The 20,652-nt window shown below is 59.2% G+C and carries 17 protein-coding genes and 4 pseudogenes; 7 read left to right on the top strand and 14 right to left on the bottom strand.

Translation table 11 applies throughout. From position 1 onward, the window contains the following. The first annotated feature begins 61 nt into the window (after window positions 1-61). On the top strand, window positions 62-1,924 hold the full coding sequence (locus ACYZT3_RS04725) for a CocE/NonD family hydrolase (RefSeq protein WP_462032338.1): 1,863 nt from the start codon (window positions 62-64) through the stop codon (window positions 1,922-1,924). Here ACYZT3_RS04725 and ACYZT3_RS04720 read toward each other — a convergent pair. Next, the gene (locus tag ACYZT3_RS04720; protein ID WP_462031610.1) at window positions 1,909-2,742 is read right to left on the bottom strand and encodes a phosphatase PAP2 family protein; all 834 of its coding nucleotides are present in this window, start codon (window positions 2,740-2,742) and stop codon (window positions 1,909-1,911) included. The two genes, ACYZT3_RS04725 and ACYZT3_RS04720, sit on opposite strands and share 16 nt — an antisense overlap. Before the next feature lie 34 nt (window positions 2,743-2,776). After that, on the bottom strand, window positions 2,777-3,448 hold the full coding sequence (gene pmrG / locus ACYZT3_RS04715; RefSeq protein ID WP_282374846.1) for a lipopolysaccharide core heptose(II)-phosphate phosphatase PmrG: 672 nt from the start codon (window positions 3,446-3,448) through the stop codon (window positions 2,777-2,779). A gap of 261 nt (window positions 3,449-3,709) precedes the next feature. On the opposite strand from pmrG, the pseudogene ACYZT3_RS04710 reads away from it, so the two are divergent. Together ACYZT3_RS04710 and ACYZT3_RS04705 are read left to right on the top strand one after the other, a co-directional pair. Then, window positions 3,710-4,723 (top strand): annotated as a pseudogene (locus ACYZT3_RS04710) (methyl-accepting chemotaxis protein); the annotation flags it as partial. 42 nt (window positions 4,724-4,765) lie between these two features. Continuing rightward, window positions 4,766-5,629 (top strand): methyl-accepting chemotaxis protein, encoded by an 864-nt coding sequence (locus tag ACYZT3_RS04705; RefSeq protein WP_462032337.1) that lies wholly within the window; start codon window positions 4,766-4,768, stop codon window positions 5,627-5,629. 269 nt (window positions 5,630-5,898) lie between these two features. On the opposite strand, the gene ACYZT3_RS04700 is transcribed toward ACYZT3_RS04705, so the two are convergent. Beyond that, window positions 5,899-6,111: a FitA-like ribbon-helix-helix domain-containing protein gene (locus ACYZT3_RS04700; RefSeq protein ID WP_462031609.1), complete on the bottom strand. Its 213-nt coding sequence runs from the start codon at window positions 6,109-6,111 to the stop codon at window positions 5,899-5,901. Between the two features lie 455 nt (window positions 6,112-6,566). Between ACYZT3_RS04700 and ACYZT3_RS04695 the strand changes: the two genes are divergently transcribed. Further along, window positions 6,567-6,917, top strand: a complete 351-nt coding sequence (locus ACYZT3_RS04695; protein ID WP_462031608.1) for a DUF6124 family protein — start codon at window positions 6,567-6,569, stop codon at window positions 6,915-6,917. A 109-nt stretch (window positions 6,918-7,026) separates the two neighbouring features. Here the strand turns inward: ACYZT3_RS04695 and ACYZT3_RS04690 are convergent, their stop codons facing one another. The 8 genes and pseudogenes from ACYZT3_RS04690 to ACYZT3_RS04655 form a co-directional block, all read right to left on the bottom strand. Continuing rightward, a complete protein-coding gene (locus ACYZT3_RS04690; RefSeq protein ID WP_282374842.1) occupies window positions 7,027-7,395 on the bottom strand; it encodes a glyoxalase superfamily protein in 369 nt (122 codons plus the stop codon). Between the two features lie 117 nt (window positions 7,396-7,512). Further along, on the bottom strand, window positions 7,513-8,970 hold the full coding sequence (locus ACYZT3_RS04685) for an N-acyl-D-amino-acid deacylase family protein (RefSeq protein WP_462031607.1): 1,458 nt from the start codon (window positions 8,968-8,970) through the stop codon (window positions 7,513-7,515). 1 nt (window position 8,971) lies between these two features. Then, window positions 8,972-9,066: pseudogene (locus ACYZT3_RS04680) on the bottom strand (MurR/RpiR family transcriptional regulator); the annotation flags it as partial. 199 nt (window positions 9,067-9,265) lie between these two features. Next, the gene (locus ACYZT3_RS04675) at window positions 9,266-10,711 is read right to left on the bottom strand and encodes a SulP family inorganic anion transporter (protein WP_282374840.1); all 1,446 of its coding nucleotides are present in this window, start codon (window positions 10,709-10,711) and stop codon (window positions 9,266-9,268) included. Between the two features lie 108 nt (window positions 10,712-10,819). Next, window positions 10,820-10,920 (bottom strand): annotated as a pseudogene (locus ACYZT3_RS04670) (NAD-dependent epimerase/dehydratase family protein); the annotation flags it as partial. 151 nt (window positions 10,921-11,071) lie between these two features. Next, a pseudogene (locus tag ACYZT3_RS04665) lies at window positions 11,072-11,754 on the bottom strand (LysR substrate-binding domain-containing protein). A 57-nt stretch (window positions 11,755-11,811) separates the two neighbouring features. Beyond that, complete coding sequence (locus ACYZT3_RS04660; protein WP_462031606.1) at window positions 11,812-12,402, bottom strand: NAD(P)H-dependent oxidoreductase; 591 nt, start codon at window positions 12,400-12,402, stop codon at window positions 11,812-11,814. 202 nt (window positions 12,403-12,604) lie between these two features. Continuing rightward, on the bottom strand, window positions 12,605-13,369 hold the full coding sequence (locus ACYZT3_RS04655) for a sulfite exporter TauE/SafE family protein (protein WP_462031605.1): 765 nt from the start codon (window positions 13,367-13,369) through the stop codon (window positions 12,605-12,607). A gap of 231 nt (window positions 13,370-13,600) precedes the next feature. Here ACYZT3_RS04655 and ACYZT3_RS04650 point away from each other — a divergent pair, with 231 nt between their 5' ends. The 3 genes from ACYZT3_RS04650 to ACYZT3_RS04640 all read left to right on the top strand — a co-directional run bounded on the left by ACYZT3_RS04650 (window position 13,601) and on the right by ACYZT3_RS04640 (window position 15,732). Beyond that, window positions 13,601-14,491 carry a LysR family transcriptional regulator gene (locus ACYZT3_RS04650; protein ID WP_282374838.1) on the top strand — a complete coding sequence of 297 codons (891 nt, stop codon included), beginning with the start codon at window positions 13,601-13,603 and terminating at the stop codon, window positions 14,489-14,491. Window positions 14,492-14,546: 55 nt separating this feature from the next. Next, on the top strand, window positions 14,547-15,122 hold the full coding sequence (locus ACYZT3_RS04645) for an NAD(P)H-dependent oxidoreductase (RefSeq protein WP_282374837.1): 576 nt from the start codon (window positions 14,547-14,549) through the stop codon (window positions 15,120-15,122). A gap of 199 nt (window positions 15,123-15,321) precedes the next feature. Beyond that, window positions 15,322-15,732 (top strand): MerR family transcriptional regulator, encoded by a 411-nt coding sequence (locus ACYZT3_RS04640; protein WP_282374836.1) that lies wholly within the window; start codon window positions 15,322-15,324, stop codon window positions 15,730-15,732. A gap of 66 nt (window positions 15,733-15,798) precedes the next feature. Here the strand turns inward: ACYZT3_RS04640 and ACYZT3_RS04635 are convergent, their stop codons facing one another. The 3 genes from ACYZT3_RS04635 to ACYZT3_RS04625 all read right to left on the bottom strand — a co-directional run bounded on the left by ACYZT3_RS04635 (window position 15,799) and on the right by ACYZT3_RS04625 (window position 20,652). Continuing rightward, entirely contained in the window at window positions 15,799-18,414 is a 2,616-nt protein-coding gene (locus tag ACYZT3_RS04635) for an efflux RND transporter permease subunit (RefSeq protein ID WP_282374835.1), read from the bottom strand. A 33-nt stretch (window positions 18,415-18,447) separates the two neighbouring features. Continuing rightward, window positions 18,448-19,284, bottom strand: coding sequence for an outer membrane lipoprotein-sorting protein (locus tag ACYZT3_RS04630; protein ID WP_282374834.1), 837 nt, complete (start codon window positions 19,282-19,284; stop codon window positions 18,448-18,450). 69 nt (window positions 19,285-19,353) lie between these two features. Further along, window positions 19,354-20,652, bottom strand: coding sequence for a DUF1302 domain-containing protein (locus ACYZT3_RS04625; protein WP_462031604.1), 1,299 nt, complete (start codon window positions 20,650-20,652; stop codon window positions 19,354-19,356).

The raw sequence follows: 20,652 nt of genomic DNA, 5'->3' as shown, positions 1-20,652 counted from the left end.
CAGGTGCCAGCGTCAACAAGGTTTTGATATGAATTCCCTTTCTGAACAAGCGTCACCGGCCATGCAAATTCTGCGCGACCAACGAGTCCCCATGCGCGATGGCGTACATCTGGCCACCGACATTTACCTGCCGAAAAACATTGAAAGCCCGTTTCCGGTCGTCATCGAGCGCACGCCTTACGACAAGAGCAAACCCTCGCGCTCAGAGAAGCAACTCGACGGCCAGCACATTTCCCGCCAGGCAATGGCCGCACGATTTACCGAGCAAGGGTTTGTGGCGATCTTTCAGGACTGTCGCGGACGTTATGCCTCCGAAGGAATATTCACCAAGTACACCGCTGAAGGTGAAGATGGTTTCGACACACTCGCCTGGATCGTCGAACAACCGTGGTGCAACGGTCGGATTGGCAGCATGGGCTTGTCCTACGCTGCCCACACACAACTGGCGATGGCCTGCCTGCATCCGCCGGGCCTAAGCAGCATGGTTCTGGACTCGGGTGGTTTTTCCAACGCTTTCCAGTGCGGCATCCGCCAGGGTGGCGCGTTCGAACTCAAGCAGGCGACCTGGGCCTGGCGACAAGCCAAGGAAAGCCCGGCTGCGTTGGCCGATCCACAGATCCGCGAAGCACTGGAGCAGGAAGATATTCATCAATGGTTTGCCCGCATGCCATGGCAGCCCGGTCAGTCGCCTATCCGTCACGTGCCTGAATACGAAGCCTATCTGCTTGAACAATGGGCCCAGGGCAGCTTCAGTGAATACTGGCGTAAGCCAGGGATATACGCCGAGGGTCATTACGATGACTTGCCGGATATCCCGGTGTTGTTCATGTCCAGTTGGTATGACGCGTATGTCAGCTCGACCCTCGCCAACTTCAGCGCATTCAAACGCCATAACAGCACGCCGCAACATCTGATCATGGGACCTTGGCTGCACGGTGACCGCAACATCAGTCACAGCGGCAATGCCGAGTTCGGCGCTGCCGCAACCTTCGATGGTCAAGTGGCCGAGAACTGGCTGACATGCCGGCTGGAGTGGTTCGAGCGCTCACTCAAGGACACCCCAACTCAAGCGTCTGATCATGAAGCCTCAGTGAAAGTCTTCTTGATGGGCGGCGGCAGCGGCACACCGGATGAAAACGGTCGACTGCAACACGGCGGTCGCTGGCTGCAAAGCCAACAATGGCCGCTGCCGGGCAGTCAGACACTCAGCCTGTACCTGGACCATGAACAGCGTTTGAGCCGAGAGCGTCCGAGCGTGCGCGAGGCAAATCTGAGCTATCGCACCGATCCCGACCAGCCGGTACCCACCATCGGCGGAGCACTGACCTCCGGTGCCCCGGTGTTCGCCGGTGGCGCCTTTGATCAGCGTGAGCGGCCAGATTTTTTCGGCACCCGCGGCGACAATCAGCCACTGGCTGGGCGTGCAGACGTACTGAGTTTTCAGACTCCGCCGCTGACCGAAGACTTGATCGTCGCCGGCCCGCTGCACATCGAGTTATGGATTGAGAGCGACGCGCCCGACACCGACTTCACCGCCAAGCTGGTGGACGTCTATCCAGCGAGCACCGACTACCCCGACGGCTACGCGATGAACATCACCGACGGAATTCGCCGCAGCCGTTACCGGGACTCGTGGGAAAACCCCGAACAACTGGAACAGGGAGAAAGGGTCAAGGTGATCATCGAACCGTTCGCGACCTGCAACCTGTTCAAACAGGGCCATCGCTTGCGCCTGGACATTGCCAGCAGCAATTTTCCGCACTTCGACGTCAACCCCAATAGCGGTGAAGCCGAAGGTCAGGCCCGACACAAGCGAATCGCGACCAACACGGTGCACCTGTGCAAAGACTTTGCCTCGCGCCTGGTGCTGACGACGCTTTCGGCAGAAGCAATGTCTGCCCTGGAGAATCAGCCAACGGATTGAGGCTGAGCCACCAACGCCGGTTCTTCAGCCTTTTGCAGCACCGGCATCTCCAGCCGCGCTCGCCCATAAAACGCCAGCGCCGTCAGCAGACACGCCAGCCACACGAAGATCCCGGCCCAGAAGGTGTGGGACATGTAATGCCAGCCTTGCAGAACTCGCGTCGTGCCATAGACAAAACCGAGCAGCAGCGAGCCGTACATCACCGCTTTGGAATAGCGCCAGCGGTAGCGGCGCGCCACGAAGTACAGCGCCAGCAGGGTGAAGCCGCCCGAGGCATGCCCGCCCGGCCAGCAGCGCCCATCACCTGCGACTTTCAGCAGATCGAAATTCTGATACCACTCCTTATGCTCGATTTTCCCCGCGTACTGGGTCGTTTCGATCGGGCAGTACACGCTGGTGTGCCCCTTGAGGTAGTGGATGACGCCGGTACTGATGGAAAACGCGAACACCACATAGAGGAAGTCCCGACGGTGCTTGCTGGCGAACCGAAGCACCGGCGCGACGTTGATTTTTTCCAGGAACGCGATGATTCTCGAATGCTTTTCGACCTTCAGACGCGGCCAGAGAAACGACAGCAAGGCGCCGACGATCGCTAACTCTCCGGTCCAGTTCGGGATGATCCGCGCCCATTTATGGGTGATCTTTTCGAACAGATGGACATGATCCAGCGGAAACGTCTGCGTGACCGGGTCATAAAAAAGATCGCTGAAAGCGATGTCGATTTTAGTCAGGTCGAACAGCAGGAAAACCACGACCGCACAGGCCAGCGGAATGCCAAAGTTCACCCAGTAGAAGCGGTAACGGGAAGAAGTCAGCATCGTGTGTCCTGATTCAGAGGGATGATGGAAAAACTCATTCGGTGGTCACCGAGCGCCAGTCCGAGGCTTCGATGAAGCCGAGCATGCGCGGCGCCTGAGGCGTTTCGGTCGAAATGAACAAGGAAGCGCCGTAACCGAGCGTAGCGGCCGGCAACTTGAGGTCTTTCTCAAGTTGCGACATGCATTCGCTGTGGGTCACCAGAATCAGGTTTCGCCCGCCAGCCTTGTGCGCAAGAGCGTCGCGCAGCATGGTGCCCTTGCAATTGATCAACCATTCTTCACCGACCCCGATCTTGTTGAACATGTAGCCGGCGGTCTGCGCTGTACGGATCACGGGGCTGTTGTAGATGTCGGCTTTGTCCAGCCCCAGTTGCTCGAACTGTGCACCGACACCCACCGCGACGCTGCGAGAGCGATCGGTAATGCCATCGTTACCGTTCAGGCAGGCTGCGCTGGAGTGATCGCAGCGTTCGACGTGACGCACCAGCACGATCACATTGCCCTTGGCCCAACCGGCCGCCAATGCCCGGGCGCCGGCCACATTACCGTGGGCCAGGTCGGGTACAGCGGCGGGATGCAGAAGCCAAACCGTCAGCGGAATCACCAACAGCGCCGAGGCGAGCACGACAGCCGCATTGCGATAGCGGGCAAAACGGCTCAGATCAATCGAGCGTTTTATCCCAAACACACTCAGTCTCAATTCCACATCAAGCCGCCTCGCTGGCATGCATCACGTTCATTCGATGCCACGAGGGTAGAGAGGCTGGCGTCGGCAGCCGGTGAAACTCATGTGAAAAAAAGCTTAAGGCCCACACAAAGGCCTTGTTACACATCAGTCCTGCAAAAACCATTCAGCTCTCGCAATGGCTGCCGATACAGGTCTGCTACTCACCTTGCTGGCGACCAAAAACAACAATCTTCCAGCCAACCGACGATCAAGAAGCACAACGTCCCTGGAGGACTTTTGATGAATAGCTGGTTCGGCAATATCAGCGTGAACATGAAGCTGGGCCTGGGGTTCGGCCTGGTTCTGGCACTGACCTGCGTCCTCGCCCTGACCGGCTGGACGAGCCTGGGCGGGTTGATTGACCGCAGCAACTGGATGAGCGACATCACCCAGCTCAACGCCGGCCTGACCAAGCTGCGCGTGGTTCGCCTGCAATACATGCTGACCAACGGCGACGAAACCGCCGCGCAGAACGTCCAGACCACGCTCGACGCGTTTTCCGCTCAGCAACAAGCGCTGCAGGTGAAATTCAAGAGCCCGGAAAACCTCAAGCTGCTCAAAGAGCAAGGCGCCGTCATCGATGCCTACAAGACGTCCCTGAACAAAATGCGCAGCGCCTACCGCACCGGTAACAGTGCTCGCGACGCCATGGGCGCCAACGCCGACACCGCCAACACGCTGATCAACGCCATCAACACCCGCGTGCAGCAAATGCCTCTGAGCGATCAGCGCTTCGAACAATTCCAGGCCATCACGGCGGCCAAGGAAGCCTTCTTGCTGGCCCGCTACGAAGTGCGCGGCTACACCGCGACCACCAACGCCGAGACCGAGCAAAAAGCCGTCGGCCAACTGGACGTGACGATCGCCAGCCTGAAACCCCTCAACGTACATTTCGCCGACACTCAGCAAGACGCCCTGCGCCAGCTGGAAAGCGCACTGACCCACTATCGCAGCGCCTTGCAGGCTTATAAAGCGGCGAACAGCGATGCGGTGCAGGCGCGCAAGGAAATGACCGACCAGGGCGCCGCCATCGTGACCCTGAGCGACCAGCTGTATCAGATCCAGCTCGACCGCCGTGACGTCGAAAGTACCCAGGCTCGCACGCTACAGCTGATCAGCACCTTACTGGCGTTGCTGGTGGGCATCATTGCTGCCGTGATCATCACCCGTCAGATTACCGGCCCACTGCGCGACACTTTGGCCGTGGTTGAACGCATCGCCAGCGGCGACCTGTCCCAGGACGTCAAAGTGACTCGCCGCGACGAACTCGGCGTGTTGCAACAAGGCATCGCTCGCATGGGCGTGACCCTGCGCGACTTGATCAGCGGCATCCGCGACGGCGTCACCCAGATCGCCAGCGCTGCCGAAGAACTGTCGGCCGTGACCGAGCAAACCAGCGCCGGCGTCAACAGCCAGAAGATCGAAACCGATCAGGTGGCCACCGCCATGCACGAGATGACCGCCACCGTGCAGGAAGTCGCGCGCAACGCCGAAGAAGCCTCCCAAGCGGCGGCCGCTGCTGACGGCCAAGCCCGCGAAGGCGACAAGGTGGTCAACGAAGCCATCGCCCAGATCGAACGTCTGGCCACCGAAGTGGCACGCTCAACCGAAGCCATGAACGTGCTGCAACAGGAAAGCGACAAGATCGGCAGCGTCATGGACGTGATCAAGGCCGTGGCCGAACAGACCAACCTGCTGGCGCTCAACGCCGCCATCGAAGCAGCCCGTGCCGGTGAAGCCGGTCGGGGGTTTGCGGTGGTTGCCGACGAAGTCCGTGGCCTGGCTCAGCGCACGCAAAAATCCACCGAAGAAATCGAAGGCCTGGTGGCCGGTCTGCAGAACGGCACTCAACAAGTGTCGGCGGTGATGAACAACAGCCGCGCCCTGACCGACAGCAGCGTCGCGCTGACTCGCAAGGCTGGCGTGTCACTGGAAAACATCACCCGCACGGTGTCCAACATCCAGTCGATGAACCAGCAGATCGCCGCGGCCGCCGAGCAGCAAAGTGCCGTGGCCGAAGAGATCAGCCGCAGCATCATCAACGTGCGCGACGTGTCCGAACAGACCGCCGCCGCCAGCGACGAAACCGCCGCATCCAGTGTTGAACTGGCGCGGTTGGGTAATCAGTTGCAGATGATGGTCAGTCACTTCCGGGTGTAATAACACCTGATCGTTCCCACGCTCCCGCGTGGGAATGATCAATATGCCCAATGCCGATCAGTTAAGAAATTGCAGGTAAAACACGCTCTTTGTAGCAGCTGGCGAAGCCTGCGTTCGGCTGCGTAGCAGTCGTAAAACCTGAGTGCAAGGTCTTCCTGAAACATCTTGTCGACTGATTTCACGACTGCTACGCAGCCGAGCGCAGGCTTCGCCAGCTGCTACAGATCGTGTTACGGCTTAACTGATCGGCATTAGCCTACATGCCCGCTCTAACGAGAAGGCAGCTCCAACTCAACTCCACCATCGGCTCTGAACCGCTGGTTGATTCGAGTCCCCAGTCCCTTTGCACAGTCGTTCTGATTAAGTGCATGCACGAGAATCATGCGTGCTTCTTCTTCCATCGAACAGCCATTGCAGTCTGTCGAAATACGCAGCTGCTTAAAGTGCCGGGAGTCAAGATTACTAAGGGTGATGCTGGCCATAAGCGCTTCCTCAGCTCGTCAAAATGATCGGACGACACTAGCACAGGCATCAAATTTGCTGCGTCCTCTCGACACTAATCGCATTGTGTATCGGAAAAGCCAGGTCGTAAGACAGCGTTTGTTTAATGGCCGTCAGCGTTACTTCATGAAAGCTACAACGTCTTGCGTCATCGCCTACAGGTGCGTAAGAATCCGCCGGCTTGTGCGCCTTGGGCCTGGGCTCTATCGTTTCTCGGTCGCTGAATAACAGTGATCGGGTTTGGTAGCCCGGACTTTCTAGGCGTACTGCGCCGCCTTTTGCAGAGTTGTCATCTCTGCTTCTTATGGTGGCCGTGCGCAGGGCGTCTTTGGACGCGCCGGGTTCCTGGACCGGTCTACCAACCTCCGTATGGTCACCACCCTTCGTTTGGTAGCGAGGGTGATGGCTCCTCATTTGCAATCCAGGAGTTCCATCTATGTTCAAGGTAACGCCCAATCCGCCGGATACCGATCCAGCATCCCCGTCCGAAAACCTCAACTCAAAAAAACTCCACGAAGCCGCCGAGCGCGCCCTCGATTTCCACTTCAACATCAAAGCCACTGAGCGCAAGCTCGGCAGGATGTTCATCGTCAATCCTGAGATCGATGTCGAAACACTGCTGGCCCATTCATGTGAGTCGTTGGCATCGGCCAATGTCATGACCATGGATCTGGCGGACCATATGGATGGACCAAGTCGAAATTCCCTGCTGGGCATTGCGCAAGTCATCATGCTGGGCGAGCTGGCGGTGAACCGAGCGTTGGATCAACTCGACCCACCTGAGTAGCCACTGCCCTTGTGGCGGGGGGCTTTCCCCCGTTCGGCTGCGCAGCAGTCGTAAAACACCACATTGATCGTTCCCACGCAGAGCGTGGGAACGATCAAATCAATCCGCCTTACACACTAATCGCATTGGTAAACACCAACCGATTCCCGAACGGGTCGGTCACGGTCATGTCCTGGCTGCCCCACGGCATGGCCTGGATCTGTGGGCGGGCGAACGGATATTCCTTGGCCAGCAGTTGGTGCAGGAATACCTCAAGTTCATCGGTCTCGATCCGCAACGCCGAGCCGGGCGTGCTATCACCGTGGTGCTCTGACAAGTGCAGCACGCATTCGCCGCGGGAAACTTGCAGGTACAACGGAAAGTTGGGCTCGAAACGATGCTGCCAGTCGATCTTGAAACCCAGGAAGTCGACGTAGAACTCCACGGCCTTGATTTCATCGAAAATCCGCAGGATCGGGGTGGTTTTGCCGAAGCTCATGGCGTTGCTCCCAGACTGATAAGGCCCAGATAGCCGGGCGAGATGTCAGCGCTTCGGCTTGGCGATGGCTTTCTTTAGTCTCAATGTGCCATCGCTGTGACACAGCACTCGGAATGTTTACTGGACTCCGTCACGCAAGTCCCCTTGCCGTGCCAGAAACCGCCCTTCCCTTCTTCCATTTGCCTGGCCTTCGCTGTAACTCAAGACACCGTTGACCCACACCCCGTCAATCCCTTCTGCCGCCCGTTGTGGATCATTGAAGTCCGCCACATCGCGTATCGTCACAGGATTGAACAACACCAGATCCGCCCAATGTCCTTCACGGATTTCGCCACGTTCCTTCAAGCCGAATCGCGCCGCCGACAACCCGGTCATCTTGTGCACGGCGGTGTGCAGCGGAAACAGCCCTACATCGCGACTGAAATGTCCGAGCACGCGTGGGAATGCGCCCCACAAGCGTGGATGCGGAAACGGGTCTTCCGGCAATCCGTCAGAGCCCACCATCGACAGCGGATGCGCGAGGATTCTTCGTACATCCGCCTCATCCATCCCGTAATACACCGCGCCGGCCGGTTGCAGACGTCGAGCGGCATCAAGTAGCAGCACGCCCCACTCGGCGGCGATGTCCATCAGGTCACGGCCGCCCACTTCAGGGTGCGGCGTTGACCAAGTGATGGTGATGCGATGAGCGTCGGTGACTTGCTTGAGGTCCAGCGTCGATGAACTCGCCGCGTAGGGATAACAATCGCAGCCCACCGGGTGGGTTTTCGCGGCCTCTTCAAGCGAGGCCAATAGTTGAGGGCTACGCCCCCAGTTACCGGCGCCGGCGCATTTGAGGTGGGAAATGATCACGGGCGATTTTGCATGACGGCCGATCTGGAACGCCTCATCCATGGCCTCCAGCACCGGCTCGAATTCGCTGCGCAAATGGGTGGTGTAGACCGCGCCGAAGGCGGCCAACTCTTCGGTCAGTTGCATCACTTCATCGGTGGAGGCAGAGAAGGCGTTGGCATAGGCAAGCCCCGCGGACAGGCCCAACGCACCGGCCTCAAGGCTTTCACGCAGTTGCTCGCGCATCGCGGTGATTTCATCCGCAGTGGCAGTGCGAAACAGATCGTCGAGGTGGTTGCTACGCAGCGCCGTGTGGCCGACCAGTGCGGCCACGTTCAGCGTGGTGTTTGCCGCTTCGACGGCTGCGCGGTAGTCGCTGAACCTTGGATAAACGAACGCTGCTGCGGTGCCGAGCAGGTTCATCGGGTCGGGAGGATCGCCGCGCAAACTCACCGGCGAAGCGCTGATCCCGCAGTTGCCGACGATCACGGTGGTCACGCCCTGGCTGAGCTTGGGCAGCATCTGCGGCTGACGGATCACCACGGTATCGTCGTGGGTGTGCACGTCGATGAAACCTGGCGCCAACACGCGGCCGGCGGCGTCGATTTCTTCGGTGGCGTTGGCATCGTGCAAGTCGCCGATGCGCTCGATGCGACCGTTCAGAATCGCCACGTCGGCGGGATAACCGGGCGCGTTGCTGCCGTCGATAATCAGGGCGTTGCGAATCAGCGTGTCGTACATCATGTCAGTCTCCCAGCGGCAAGTGATCGTCGCCGCCGCGGTAGTCGTCCAGGGCGAGTTTGATCGTGAACGCCGCAGACGCTCTTGATTGTCTTCAGGATGATGGCGGCGTAAACCAGCAGCCAATAGCCGAAAGTCGAATGGGTTGTGAAACTCATAAAACATTTCGAAGTGTGATTTTCAAACGAGGTGAAAGTAATTTTCGTGGAGGGACAAGGGTTGTCGCGCAGAGGCATGGGAGGTCGTAGGTTATGAAAATCAGGCAGGCGGATTTTCATCACGCCTGCCGGGATTGGTGTTAGTCGTGATTCACGCGAGCGCGCTTGAGCAGTTTCTTGCAGCGTTCGGACAAGTGCAGCACGCGCAAGTGCTTGCCGGCCTTGGCGTAGCGCTCGCGCAGGGTCTTGAGCGCGGCGATCGCCGAGTAGTCGACGAAGCTCAAGTGGCGACAGTCGATCGTCACCACGGACGGGTCATTGGCGGTATCGAACTGGTTGAGAAAAGGCGTCGTCGAGGCGAAGAACAGCGTGCCATGCAGGTGATAAAGCTTGCTGCCATCGGCTTCGATATGAGCGTCGGCATAGAGCTCGCGGGCCTGTTGCCAGGCAAAGTTGAGCGCCGCAATGATGATCCCACAGAGCACCGCAGTGGCCAGATCGGTGAACACCGTAATCACCGTTACCGCGATGATCACCAACACGTCGTTCAGCGGCACTTTGTTCACCACCCGCAACGAAGCCCAGGCAAACGTCTGCTGCGACACCACGAACATCACCCCGACCAATGCGGCCAGCGGGATGCGTTCGATCAGCGGTGAGAGGAAGAGGATGAACAGCAAAATCATCACCCCGGCCACCACACCGGACAGCCGACCGCGACCGCCGGAACTGAGGTTAATCACAGTCTGGCCGATCATCGCGCAGCCACCCATGCCGCCCAATACGCCGGAGACCATATTGGCCGCACCCAGCGCCACGCACTCACGATCCGGGAAGCCACGGCTCTCGGTGATCTCGTCGGTGAGGTTCAGGGTCAGCAGGGTTTCCAGCAGACCGACCAGCGCCATCAATATCGCGTAGGGGGCGATGATGTGCAGGGTTTCCAGGGTCCAAGGGATGTCTGGCAGCGCAAAGGTCGGCAAGCCGCCGGCGATGTGCGCCATGTCGCCCAAGGTGCGGGTCGGCAGACCGAGCAGATACACCGCCAGACCAACACCCAGAATCGCCACCAGCGCCGGCGGCACGGCACGCGTCAGGCGCGGCAGCACGTAGACGATGGCCATCGTCACGGCAACCAGCCCTGCCATCAGGTACAGCGGCGTGCCGCTGAGCCAGACGTCACCGCTCTTGAAGTGCTCCAACTGCGCCAGGGCAATGATAATCGCCAAACCGTTGACGAAGCCGAGCATCACCGGATGCGGCACCATGCGCACCAGCTTGCCCAGCTTCAGCAGCCCGAACGCCAGCATGATCGACCCACCCAGCAACACGGTGGCCAGCAAGTACTGCACGCCGTGCTGCACCACCAACGCAACGATCACCACCGCCATCGACCCAGCGGCGCCGGACACCATGCCCGGCCGCCCGCCGAAGAGCGCGGTCAAGGTGCAAATGATGAACGCGCCGTAAAGCCCCATCAATGGATTGAGGTGGGCAACCAGCGCGAAGGCAATGCATTCGGGTAGAAGAGCGAAAGACGTGGTGAGCCCGGCCAGGGTATCGGCGCGCAGACGTTTGGGTTTCATTGCTTACCTAAAATACAGGCGGGGAAAGAGGGAGCGGATGTTACGGAGTTGAGGGCGGCCCGGCCAGTTATCGGGACTTCGGAAATGCAATCGCGGGCAAACGCGAACTCACACCATCTCGTCCCGAACCCATTCAATCACCGATGCCCGCTTCGGCGCCCACCCCAGCACTCCCGCGCATGTTTACCGCGAACCCGGCTATTGGAGCCGCCGATAAAAAACCAGCGGCGCCGGTAACGAATACGTTCATGGAGAAACTCCCTGCGTGAATAAGTGATGCAATGAGTATCGAGGCCCGTCTCGTGACGACACAGACCCGCTGACCCAAATCACGCTTGCGCAGGAGTCACGAGTCACGAGTCAGCCTTTGAAGTCCGCATTCGCATAAGCCGTCAATTTGCCCTGGATGAAGTCCAGGAAGCATTGAATCCGTAGCGCAAGTTGCGAGTTACGGTAGTACACCGCATTGATCGGCTGGCGATAGCCGCTGTTGAAATCCGCCAGCAGCACCTGCAGGCGTCCGGCGCGGATGTCATCAATCGTCATGAAATGCGACAGACAGGCAATGCCCTGACCTTCCAGCGCCAAGTGCCTGATCGTCTCGCCACTGGACGCGCTGATTGATGCCTGAATCGGCCAGCGATCACCGTGGACGTAGCGCAGTGGCCATTGGTTGAGGCCTTCGTTCTGGGTAAAGCCCAGCAGCGTGTGCCCGGACAAATCCGCCACTTCAGCCGGTACGCTGTGTTTTTCAAGATAAGCCGGGCTGGCGACGATGTGCAGCGGGCTGCACCCCAACGAGCGGGCATGCAGCGTCGAGTCGGCCAGGGTGCCGATACGGATGGCGATGTCGGTGCTTTGCTCCAGCAAATCAATGATCAGGTCGTTGCTGTTGAGTTCCAGCTGGATGTCCGGATAGAGCCGGCGGAACTCATCGATGTAGGGCACGAAGGCGTTTGTCCGACCTGCTCGGCTGCCGCCGAAATCGACCCGCATTCAATCACGCAGACGAAAATCTGCAACTCATCGGATCTGGCTTTCACGGATGCCCCTCATTCAAAACTGGCTCGATAGTAGCTGGATGCGGGGCAAAAGGAACCTTACGCCGGCAGGCCGAACACCTCGGTCAAATGCTGCTCATAGCGCGCCACATTGGCTTCGACATTCGGACGCTTCATCACATCAACGCACAGGAACGTCGGCAAGCCGGTCATGCCGAGGAAGGTGTTGGCCTTGTGGAACGGGAAGTACACCGCGTCCACGCCTTTGGCTTCGAAGAAGTCGGTCGGGTCGTCGAAGGCTTGCTGCGGGGCGTTCCAGGTCAGCGAAAGCATGTACTGCTTACCTTGCAACAGGCCGCCGCTGCCATACTTTTGCGAGGCGTCGGAACGGGTGCGGCCGTCGCTGGCGTAGAGGCTGCCATGGCCCTCGGTGAAGACTTCGTCGATGTACTTTTTCACGGTCCAGGGCGCGCCCATCCACCAGCCGGGCATCTGATAAATGATCACATCGGCCCAAAGGAATTTGGCGACTTCTTCGGCGACGTCGTAACCCTCATCGATGAAGGTGGCTTTCACGTCGACACCGCCACGATCCAGCACGCTCAGCGCAGCCTCATGCAGGGTAGCGTTGTAACGGCCATCGGAGTGGGCAAATTTTTTGCCGCCATTGAGCAATAGAACTTTTTTCATGAGAAGTCTCGGAAGGATGGAATTCGATGGCGGCAGCGTCGCGATCTGCCTCGCGCGGAATAAGCGCTGAATTCACAAAATTCATTTGACCCATACGCACGAATCGATAGGTGATTGTTGCCATGCACTTGTGCCGATTCTGAACTTGAGGAGATTTCTGATGAGTCAAATGCAAGGCTTCATCCTGCACGCGAAGACCCGGCTATCCGCTGATCAGCAAGTGGCCGCCAAGCACGCCAAGGCCGATGAAGAACACGCGTTTGAACAGCAGGGCGCTGATCCGCTGGCGCAGCCATTGCCCCAGCCACATGCCGAGCACCGCCGGGATCAGCGCCAGCAACGACGCACTTAACTCGCCACCGCCCAGCGCGCCGCGCCATAACAGGCCGGCGGCCAAGGCCAGGGTCGAGACGGTGAACGACAGACCCAGCGCCTGCACCAGTTCATCTTTACTCAAGCCCAGCGCTTGCAGATAAGGCACTGCCGGAATCACGAAGACGCCGGTGGCCGAAGTGATGACACCCGTCAACATGCCGCAAAGTGGACCCAGCCAACGTTCGATGTGACTGCCGACACGCAAGATCGGCAGGAACAAACCACTCAAAGCGTAGAGCAACAGCGCAGCGCCCAACCCCCGCACGACCCAATGACCACTGGCCATGCCGATCCACAATGTGCCGGCCCCGGTGCCGATGAAAATCGCCAACAACATCGGCCACAACCGTTTGATCAAGCCTCGCAAATGCCCGCCGAATGCCAGTTGCCAGACGTTGGTGAGCGTCGCGGGGATGATCAGCAGCGCGGCAGCCTGCGACGGAGCCATAGTCAGGCCGAGCAAGCCCATCGCGATGGTCGGCAAACCGAGGCCGATCACCCCCTTGATCATGCCGGCCAGCAGAAAAGTGGCGATGACCATCAATGAAAGGGCCAGACCGAGGTTTTGATAGAACGCGGAGAGAGTATTCATGGCGCTATCCTGAGCCCGGACTGGCGGTTTGGAAATCTGCCATATACTGAGGCAGCCTCTCTCCTGACAAGAGGCTGAGATTTTCGTTGCGGCTGCGGACGCCTTCGCGGGCAAGCCTCGCTCCTACAGTGATGGTCGCAGCCAAACCGTGCTACCGACATTACCTCCGTAGGAGCGAGGCTTGCCCGCGAAGGCGTCGGCCCGGACAACCAACATCCAGAGGCTGCATCGATGCACTTCGACCTGACCGACCTGCGCCTCTACTTGAACATCCTCGATAGCGGCAATATCACCGCCGGCGCGGCTCGCAGCCATTTGTCCCTGGCGGCGGCGAGTGCTCGCATCCGCGCTATGGAAGTTTCATTGGGGACCGAGTTTCTGGAACGCGGTCGTCGCGGTGTCACGCCGACCCCGGCTGGCAAAGCGTTGGCGAAACACGCCCGGCCCCTGCTGCAACAAGCCGAACGCATGCAACAGGACCTGGCCGAGTACGCCAAGGGCGTCAAAGGTCAGGTGCGTTTGCTGTGCAACACCACGGCGATCACCGAATACCTGCCGGAGTTGCTCGCGGACTTTCTGCGCGAACATCCGAATCTCGACATCGACCTTCAAGAGTTGCCCAGCACCCGCATCACCCATGCTTTGCGTCAAGGGGCAGCAGACCTCGGGATCGTGTCTGACGTCGTGGACACAGATGACCTGCACACCCGGCCGTTTCGCGATGACCCGCTGGTGTTGATCTTGCCTCCTGACCATCCCCTGGCCGAACAACCGTCACTGACCTTCGCCGACACCTTGAGCCACGACTATGTGGCCCTGGGCGCCAGCAGTGCATTGGCGATCCACCTGGAAGAACAGGCCTTGCACATTGGCCAGCGCATGCCGATCCGCATTCGCGCCGACGGCTTCGACGGGGTCATTCGCATGGTCGCTCATGGTGCAGGGCTGGCCATCGTGCCGCGGATGGCCATCGAGCGCTGGCCGCAGGTGCAAGCGGTCACGACTCGCTCTCTTCCCGAAGACTGGGCCAACCGCACACTGAAAATCTGTGCCCGCGACTTCGACAGCCTGCCCGGTTACGCCCGGGCTTTGCTGGAGGCGCTGACGTCGGGAACGCCTTGACTCTGCCGTTAGGGGCAGACTCTATGCTGCGAGCTTCATTTCAGGAGTACACACGATGAGCAAACGAATGCTCGTGATTCTGGGTCACCCCTCCACCGACAGCTTCTGCGGGGCGCTGAGCGAAACTTACGTCCAGGCCGCCAAGGATGCCGGTCACGACGTGCGGTTACTGCGTCTGGATGCGCTGGACTTTGATCCGGTCTTGCACGAGGGCTATCGCACAATCCAGCCGCTGGAGCCGGACCTGCTGCAAGCCCAGGCCGACATCACCTGGGCCGAACATCTGACATTCGTTTATCCAATCTGGTGGGGCGGGATACCGGCCTTGATGAAGGGTTTTCTCGACCGCATTTTCCTGCCCGGTTTTGCCTTCAAATACCGTGAGGGCAAGGCCTTCCCCGACAAATTGCTCAAGGGTCGGACCGCACACCTGCTGGTGACCATGGACACGCCGCCCTGGTATTACAAATGGGTCTATCGCATGCCCGGCCTGCACCAGATGCGCAAGACGACCCTGGAGTTCTGCGGCATCAAGCCGTTGAAGACCCTGACCTTCGGGCCGATCCTGGGTTCCAAGTCGACCCAGCGTGACGCCTGGCTGGAACAGGCCCGGGTCACCGCCGGCAGCTGACGCGCCCCTCGCTGTTTGCTGACGGCGCGCTCGACGCCGTCAGCCCCTCCCCACGTCCCCTTCAAGCGGTCGTTCGTCGCTTGTGCGCGTCATTTACACACGGCTGCAACCTTTAAAGGTTATTCACTATATTATTCCCTCCGATCAGGCTTGATGCCTGGTCGCGCTACGCCCTGTTTGATCATCGAGACGGATCTTTATGTATATCGGCAAAGCCGCCCAACTGTCGGGCACCACCGTTAAAAGCATTCGCCATTACGAAGAAATCGGCCTGTTGCCCGAGCCCAAGCGTGAAGGCAAATACCGCATCTACAGCCAGCAAAGTGTCGAGGTGTTGACGTTCATCAAGTGCGCCCAGCAACTGGGTTTCAAGCTCAAAGAGCTGCAGGTGATGTTGAACAACTACCACGATGATGAATTCCCGTGGGATATGGCGCAAAAAGCGATCGCCGAAAAAAAGGCCGAGCTGGTCTCCCAGATCGGCGCTCTACAGCAATTGCACAACGGCCTCGAAGCGTTCGAAAACAACCTCAACGATGCTCGAGAGGAATGTCAGTTCGAGCGTATCGCCCGCTATGGCGAAAAAAACCCGAGCAATACCCTGAACTGAATACTCTGCTGCGCTGGATGACCCGGCTCGCAGGTCACTTGCGCACCTGCGTTGCCGGTCATCAGGTCAGCTCAACGCTGGCTCCCTCACCGCTCGATCTTGTCCAGGCACCGGCGCGACCGAAACAATCGCCGCGAAGAACCACGGCGACACCAGCGTCACCAGCAGAATGGTCATGACACCGCTGGAAAACAGCGCCATCGCTACGAGTGCGCCCAGATCGACAATCGGCTTGAAGTCGGAAAACAGCAGCGCCATGAAGCCCACGGAGAAAATCACCACGTTGACCACGGTCGAACGGCCGACGCTGTGCATCGCCTGTAAAATGGCCGCATCGACATGAACTCCTTGCTGCACCAGCAGTTTGATTCGTGACAGCAGGTGCACCGCGTAATCGACCACGCCGACCACCAGGAACGTCACCAGCGTCGTGCCGATGTTCAGCTCGATGCCGAACAGGAACATAAAGCCATAGACCGTCACCGAGGTGGTCAACAGGGTCAGCATGCCGAGAACTCCCAGCCGTACCGACTTGAGCCAATACATCATCATCAGCGTGACCACCACCAATGCCAGGGAAAAACTCAGGACCTGGCCCTGGGTGATTTCCTGCAACACGCCGGTCCAGATCAACGGAGTGCCGGCGTGCGTCACTTCGAGGTTGGCCGGTTTGTTCACCAGCAACCAGGCATCGAGCCGATCCAGCATGCCCTGGTAGTCGCTGGCCACCGACGAAGTCATGGTGTACAGCGTCAACGCCTTGGAGTAGTCGGCGTTGAGCACGTTATTGAGGTCCGAGCCGCCGCCGTTCTCGAACAGCATCACGTGTTGCTCGATCAGCGAATTGCCTGGCACCTCGAACCGCTCGATCTGTCCTTCGTCATTGACCGACGTGACCTGCTCCAGTGCCTGGGGCACGCGCAAGTAGTCTGGGTTCATGTCGTTGAGCACCAGGTTCATGCGCTTGACGTAAGTGGCCAGGGAGTAGCCGTAACTGACATGCGGTTGCTGCTTGATGAAGTGGTCGAGCTTGTCGATGAACTGCACCACTTCGGTGGTCAGCACACCGCGCGGCTCTTTGCTGTCGATGGCGATCCACCCCGGTGCCGTGCCCGCGACCTTGGCGTGGTTGATGAACTGGTCCGAAACGCGGATATGACTCTCGGGCTTGAAATAGGCGATGCCCGAGTCTTCGATATCGACGCGCAAGGTAAACACCGTCATCAGGGCCAGCAACGGCAGCGTCACCATCAGGATCGGTTTGCGCCACTGAATCAGTCGCGCACAAAACGCCACCAGATAACGCGAAATAATCGATTCCTTGTGCACGGCAGCCAGAGTTTTCGGAGTCTGGTCCTTGCCCCAGATCGAGATCCAGGCGGGAATCAGCAACAGCGAAATGATCAGCGCCGCCGTCAGGCCGATGGACATGAACACGCCGAAATTGCGGATGCTGACAATGTTATTGGTGGTGGAAATCATGAAGGTGGCGATGGTGGTCACCGTCGTCAACACCACCGGCACCATCATCAGCCGTTGCGTCTCGCGATTGGCTTCGCGGTTACTTTTACCGGCGTTTTTCTGCTCGTAATACTCGGCCATCACATGGATCGCATCCGAGCAGCAAATGGTGAACAGAAACACCGGCAGTACGCTGGTCAGCAAATCGAATGGCACTCGCAACAAGGCCATCAGGCCGAGCGTCCAGATGGTACAGAACAGAATGTTGAACAGCGGCAATAGCACGCCCAGCGGTTTGCGGAAGAAGAAAATCAACAGCAGGGTGATCAGCAAAAAGACAATCGGAAACAGCACTGCCAAGTCATGGTCGATGATCTCCTGCTGGGCCGCGATAAAGATCGGCATACCGGCAATGAAAATCTCGTCCTTGAACTCGGGGTGCGTCGCCTGGTAGTCCGCGACGATGCCACGCACAATCTGGTAGGCGCGCAGTTGCGCCTGGGCATCGTCTTGCTTGGTGCCCAGCTCGGCCACCAGCATCGCGACTTTCTTGTCCTTGGAAACCACCCCGTCGACCATCAGCTCGTTGCCCATGATCTGCGACTCGACCAACGCCGGGTCCATGTCGTAGGCGTTGAGGGTTTTGTGGATCAGCAACTCGCCATCGTGAGTCAGCACGATGTTTTCCAGATCACCCATGGAAGCCATTTCGCGAATCGGGTTAATCCGTTCGGCGAGAAAGCTCAGGAACAGCTGATCATGGGCATCCCAGTTCTGGCTCTGGGCGTAATCACGCAGGGCCTTGGCCTGGGCGTAGTCGTTCTGGGAAAAACCGTTCTCCAGAATGTCCCGCGCCAACAACTGCGCACGGCTGTCTTCCGGATATTTGGCGACGATTTGCGTCAACTGCTCCTTGTCGGCGTCGTTGGCCAGGATCATCTTGCGCACCGATTGCGACATCGAAAAAAGTGCGTTGAGGGTCGGCTTGTTGAACACCGTCTGCGGGTGGTTGATGGCCACCATCACCGAGTCAAATGTGCCGGTGAACTCGCTTTGCAGATCGATGATGGTTTTGCGCGCCGGATGAGTCTCCTTGAGCAGATAAGGGTTGGTGTCGGAGATCAGCGAGCCCAGCGTATAAGTGAAATACGCCGTGACCGCCACCAGCAGGAAAACGATCGCCCGCGCATAGCGCTCGACGAAGTTCAGGTATCTTTCCATGATCATGCGTTCCAGGGTCGTCGGGGTCGGCGCTTAGCGAGCAGACACGGCAAAGTCCGGCACGTCGCCGGTTTTCAGCCCGCGCTTGATGGCGGTCTGGGTGAACAAACGGTCTTCCAGTTGCACGTTGTATTGCAGGTGGTTGAAGCGCATCTCTGAACGCGTACCGTCGATGAAGTGTTCGGTTTCGCTCAGCACGATGCTGTCGATCGAGTCGATGGTGTCGACCTTCTGTGTACGCATCTGCTTGATCAGCACGCCTTTGACGTCGAAGAAGTCCTGACGCATGACCAGGAAATTCTGCTTGTCGATCCACACTTTCAGTTTGTTGTAGCCGGTCTTGGCCAACACCTCGGGTGACGCCGGCTCACGCTCGATCACGTAGCAGTCGCGGCCCTTGACCTGCTCTTCGCCGACCAGCGTTTGGGTGTAATCCTTGACCCGGATCTTGTCCAGGTCGGCGTAGGAGTACTCGCTGCCCATGAATGAGCCACGCTTGTCGGTGGTGGAGATCCGCCGTGTCTGGCGGCTGACCGGCAAGTACATCCACTGGCTGTCTTCCAGGCCCAGGGTTTCGTGGGGGTTTTCGATATGAAAGGCTACGTCGCGCACGTCGGTGGGGGCGGAGAAATACATGCTGAATTTGTCGCTGTCCGGGTAATCCTTTTGCAGGTAGGTGAACTCGCGAACCCGGGTATTGCCCTTCTTGTCGTGGAGGATCAGCGACACCTGGGACAGGAAGCTTTTACCGTCGTTTCGATCCCGCACCTGGCGGATGATTTCATCGGCATTCTGGCCGTCGGCGGCGGTGGCGCAAGCGCCGCTCAGGATCAATGCGGCAGCGGTCAGACTTTTGAATAGCGGCAACATGGGAACTTCCTTTTTCGTCAAATAAGTACGGTCGAGCCAATGCGCCAGGGGCACGCAGGCGTCATGGGGTTAAAACAGGTAACCGGCGGACAGCCGCACTTGATCGCGGTTGTCGTACTCGCCGAAGGGTTTGTCGGGCTTGCCGAAGAACACGTCCACTTCAAGCCCGAGCTTGATCCAGTCCACCGGTTTGTAGGTGAAGATGCCTTGCAACAGCGCATCGTCCTGAAACGGTGGCGAGGCGGCGACCACCAGCCGGCTCTTGAGTCGGTCCTGCCAATGGGTGCCCTCGGCCGACAGGGTAAACAGGTGCTCATGCTTGTCTTGCAGCATGCCGTCCTGCCAGTCGAGCAATTGCTGCTCCTGCCATTGCAGGGAAATCAGCCAGTCACGCAGCAGGTAGTCGACGCCCAGCAACGACTTGACCATCGGGGTGCTGTCGGCGCCGTAGGCACGGGTCGGATTGGTCACCCGCCAGTTGTCGAACCAGGCAATTTCGCTGCGCACCACGATGCTGTGACCGGCGTCGATCGCCAGCCCCGCGCCGCCCATGGTGTAACGGGGAAACTGGCGTTCCAGCCGAGTGCGACCGTCATCGGCCAAGCCTTCGACGGCGTACACCGGGTCTTGCTGGCGGGCGTTCAGTGCGACGAAACTGGTGTCCACCGAACCGATCCGGCCGTTGGCGCTCAAGCCATACGAAAAGCCCTTGTCACCGTCATAGCCGGGCTTGGAATCCAGCAGAAAGTACTGCGGATCCGGCGCGGCAAACAGCGGCGCGTCGAACTCGCTGCCCGCCACCGGCGGCTGGTTTTTGACAAAATCGGTGACCCACAGCGCCTCTAGTTCCCACTCGCCCACCGGTTGCGCAAATCGCACCATGGGCACCGCGATCCGGCTGTCTTCCAGCAGCGGAGTCAGGCCATCGCGATAGTCCAGCGGGTTGATCTGATCGAGCACCCGCAACTCATCGGCACGGCCCCAGACCACTTGCTGCCAGCCGATGGTCACCTCGCCGTCGCCCACCGATTGGCCCCAGTACAAATGCCGCCAGTCGGCGTCGACGCGGTATTTGTCCCGCGCCCGTTCACTGTACGGATTGTTGCCGTCGTAGCGAGCGTCGTAACGCACCCGGCCCTTGGCCTTGTAGTAACCGCCGTCCCAGTTGTCTTCCAGGTTGGCCTTGAAATACATGGCCTTCTGGGTGACCTGGTCGTCACCGTGCAAGCGCAACGCGGTGGCCACGCCGACTTCGGCATCGGCGTAATCCGGCTTGAAGTCCTCGACCGTCAATTCAGCCAACGCCGGCTGCGCGGCCATGCACGCTAAAACCGCCCACGTGGTGCGGCTGATGTGTGACCCCTGCAT

This window comes from Pseudomonas sp. MDT1-16, assembly GCF_054898115.1.
Note: the sequence above shows the minus strand (reverse complement) of the source record. Positions and strands in the feature narration are given on the sequence as shown.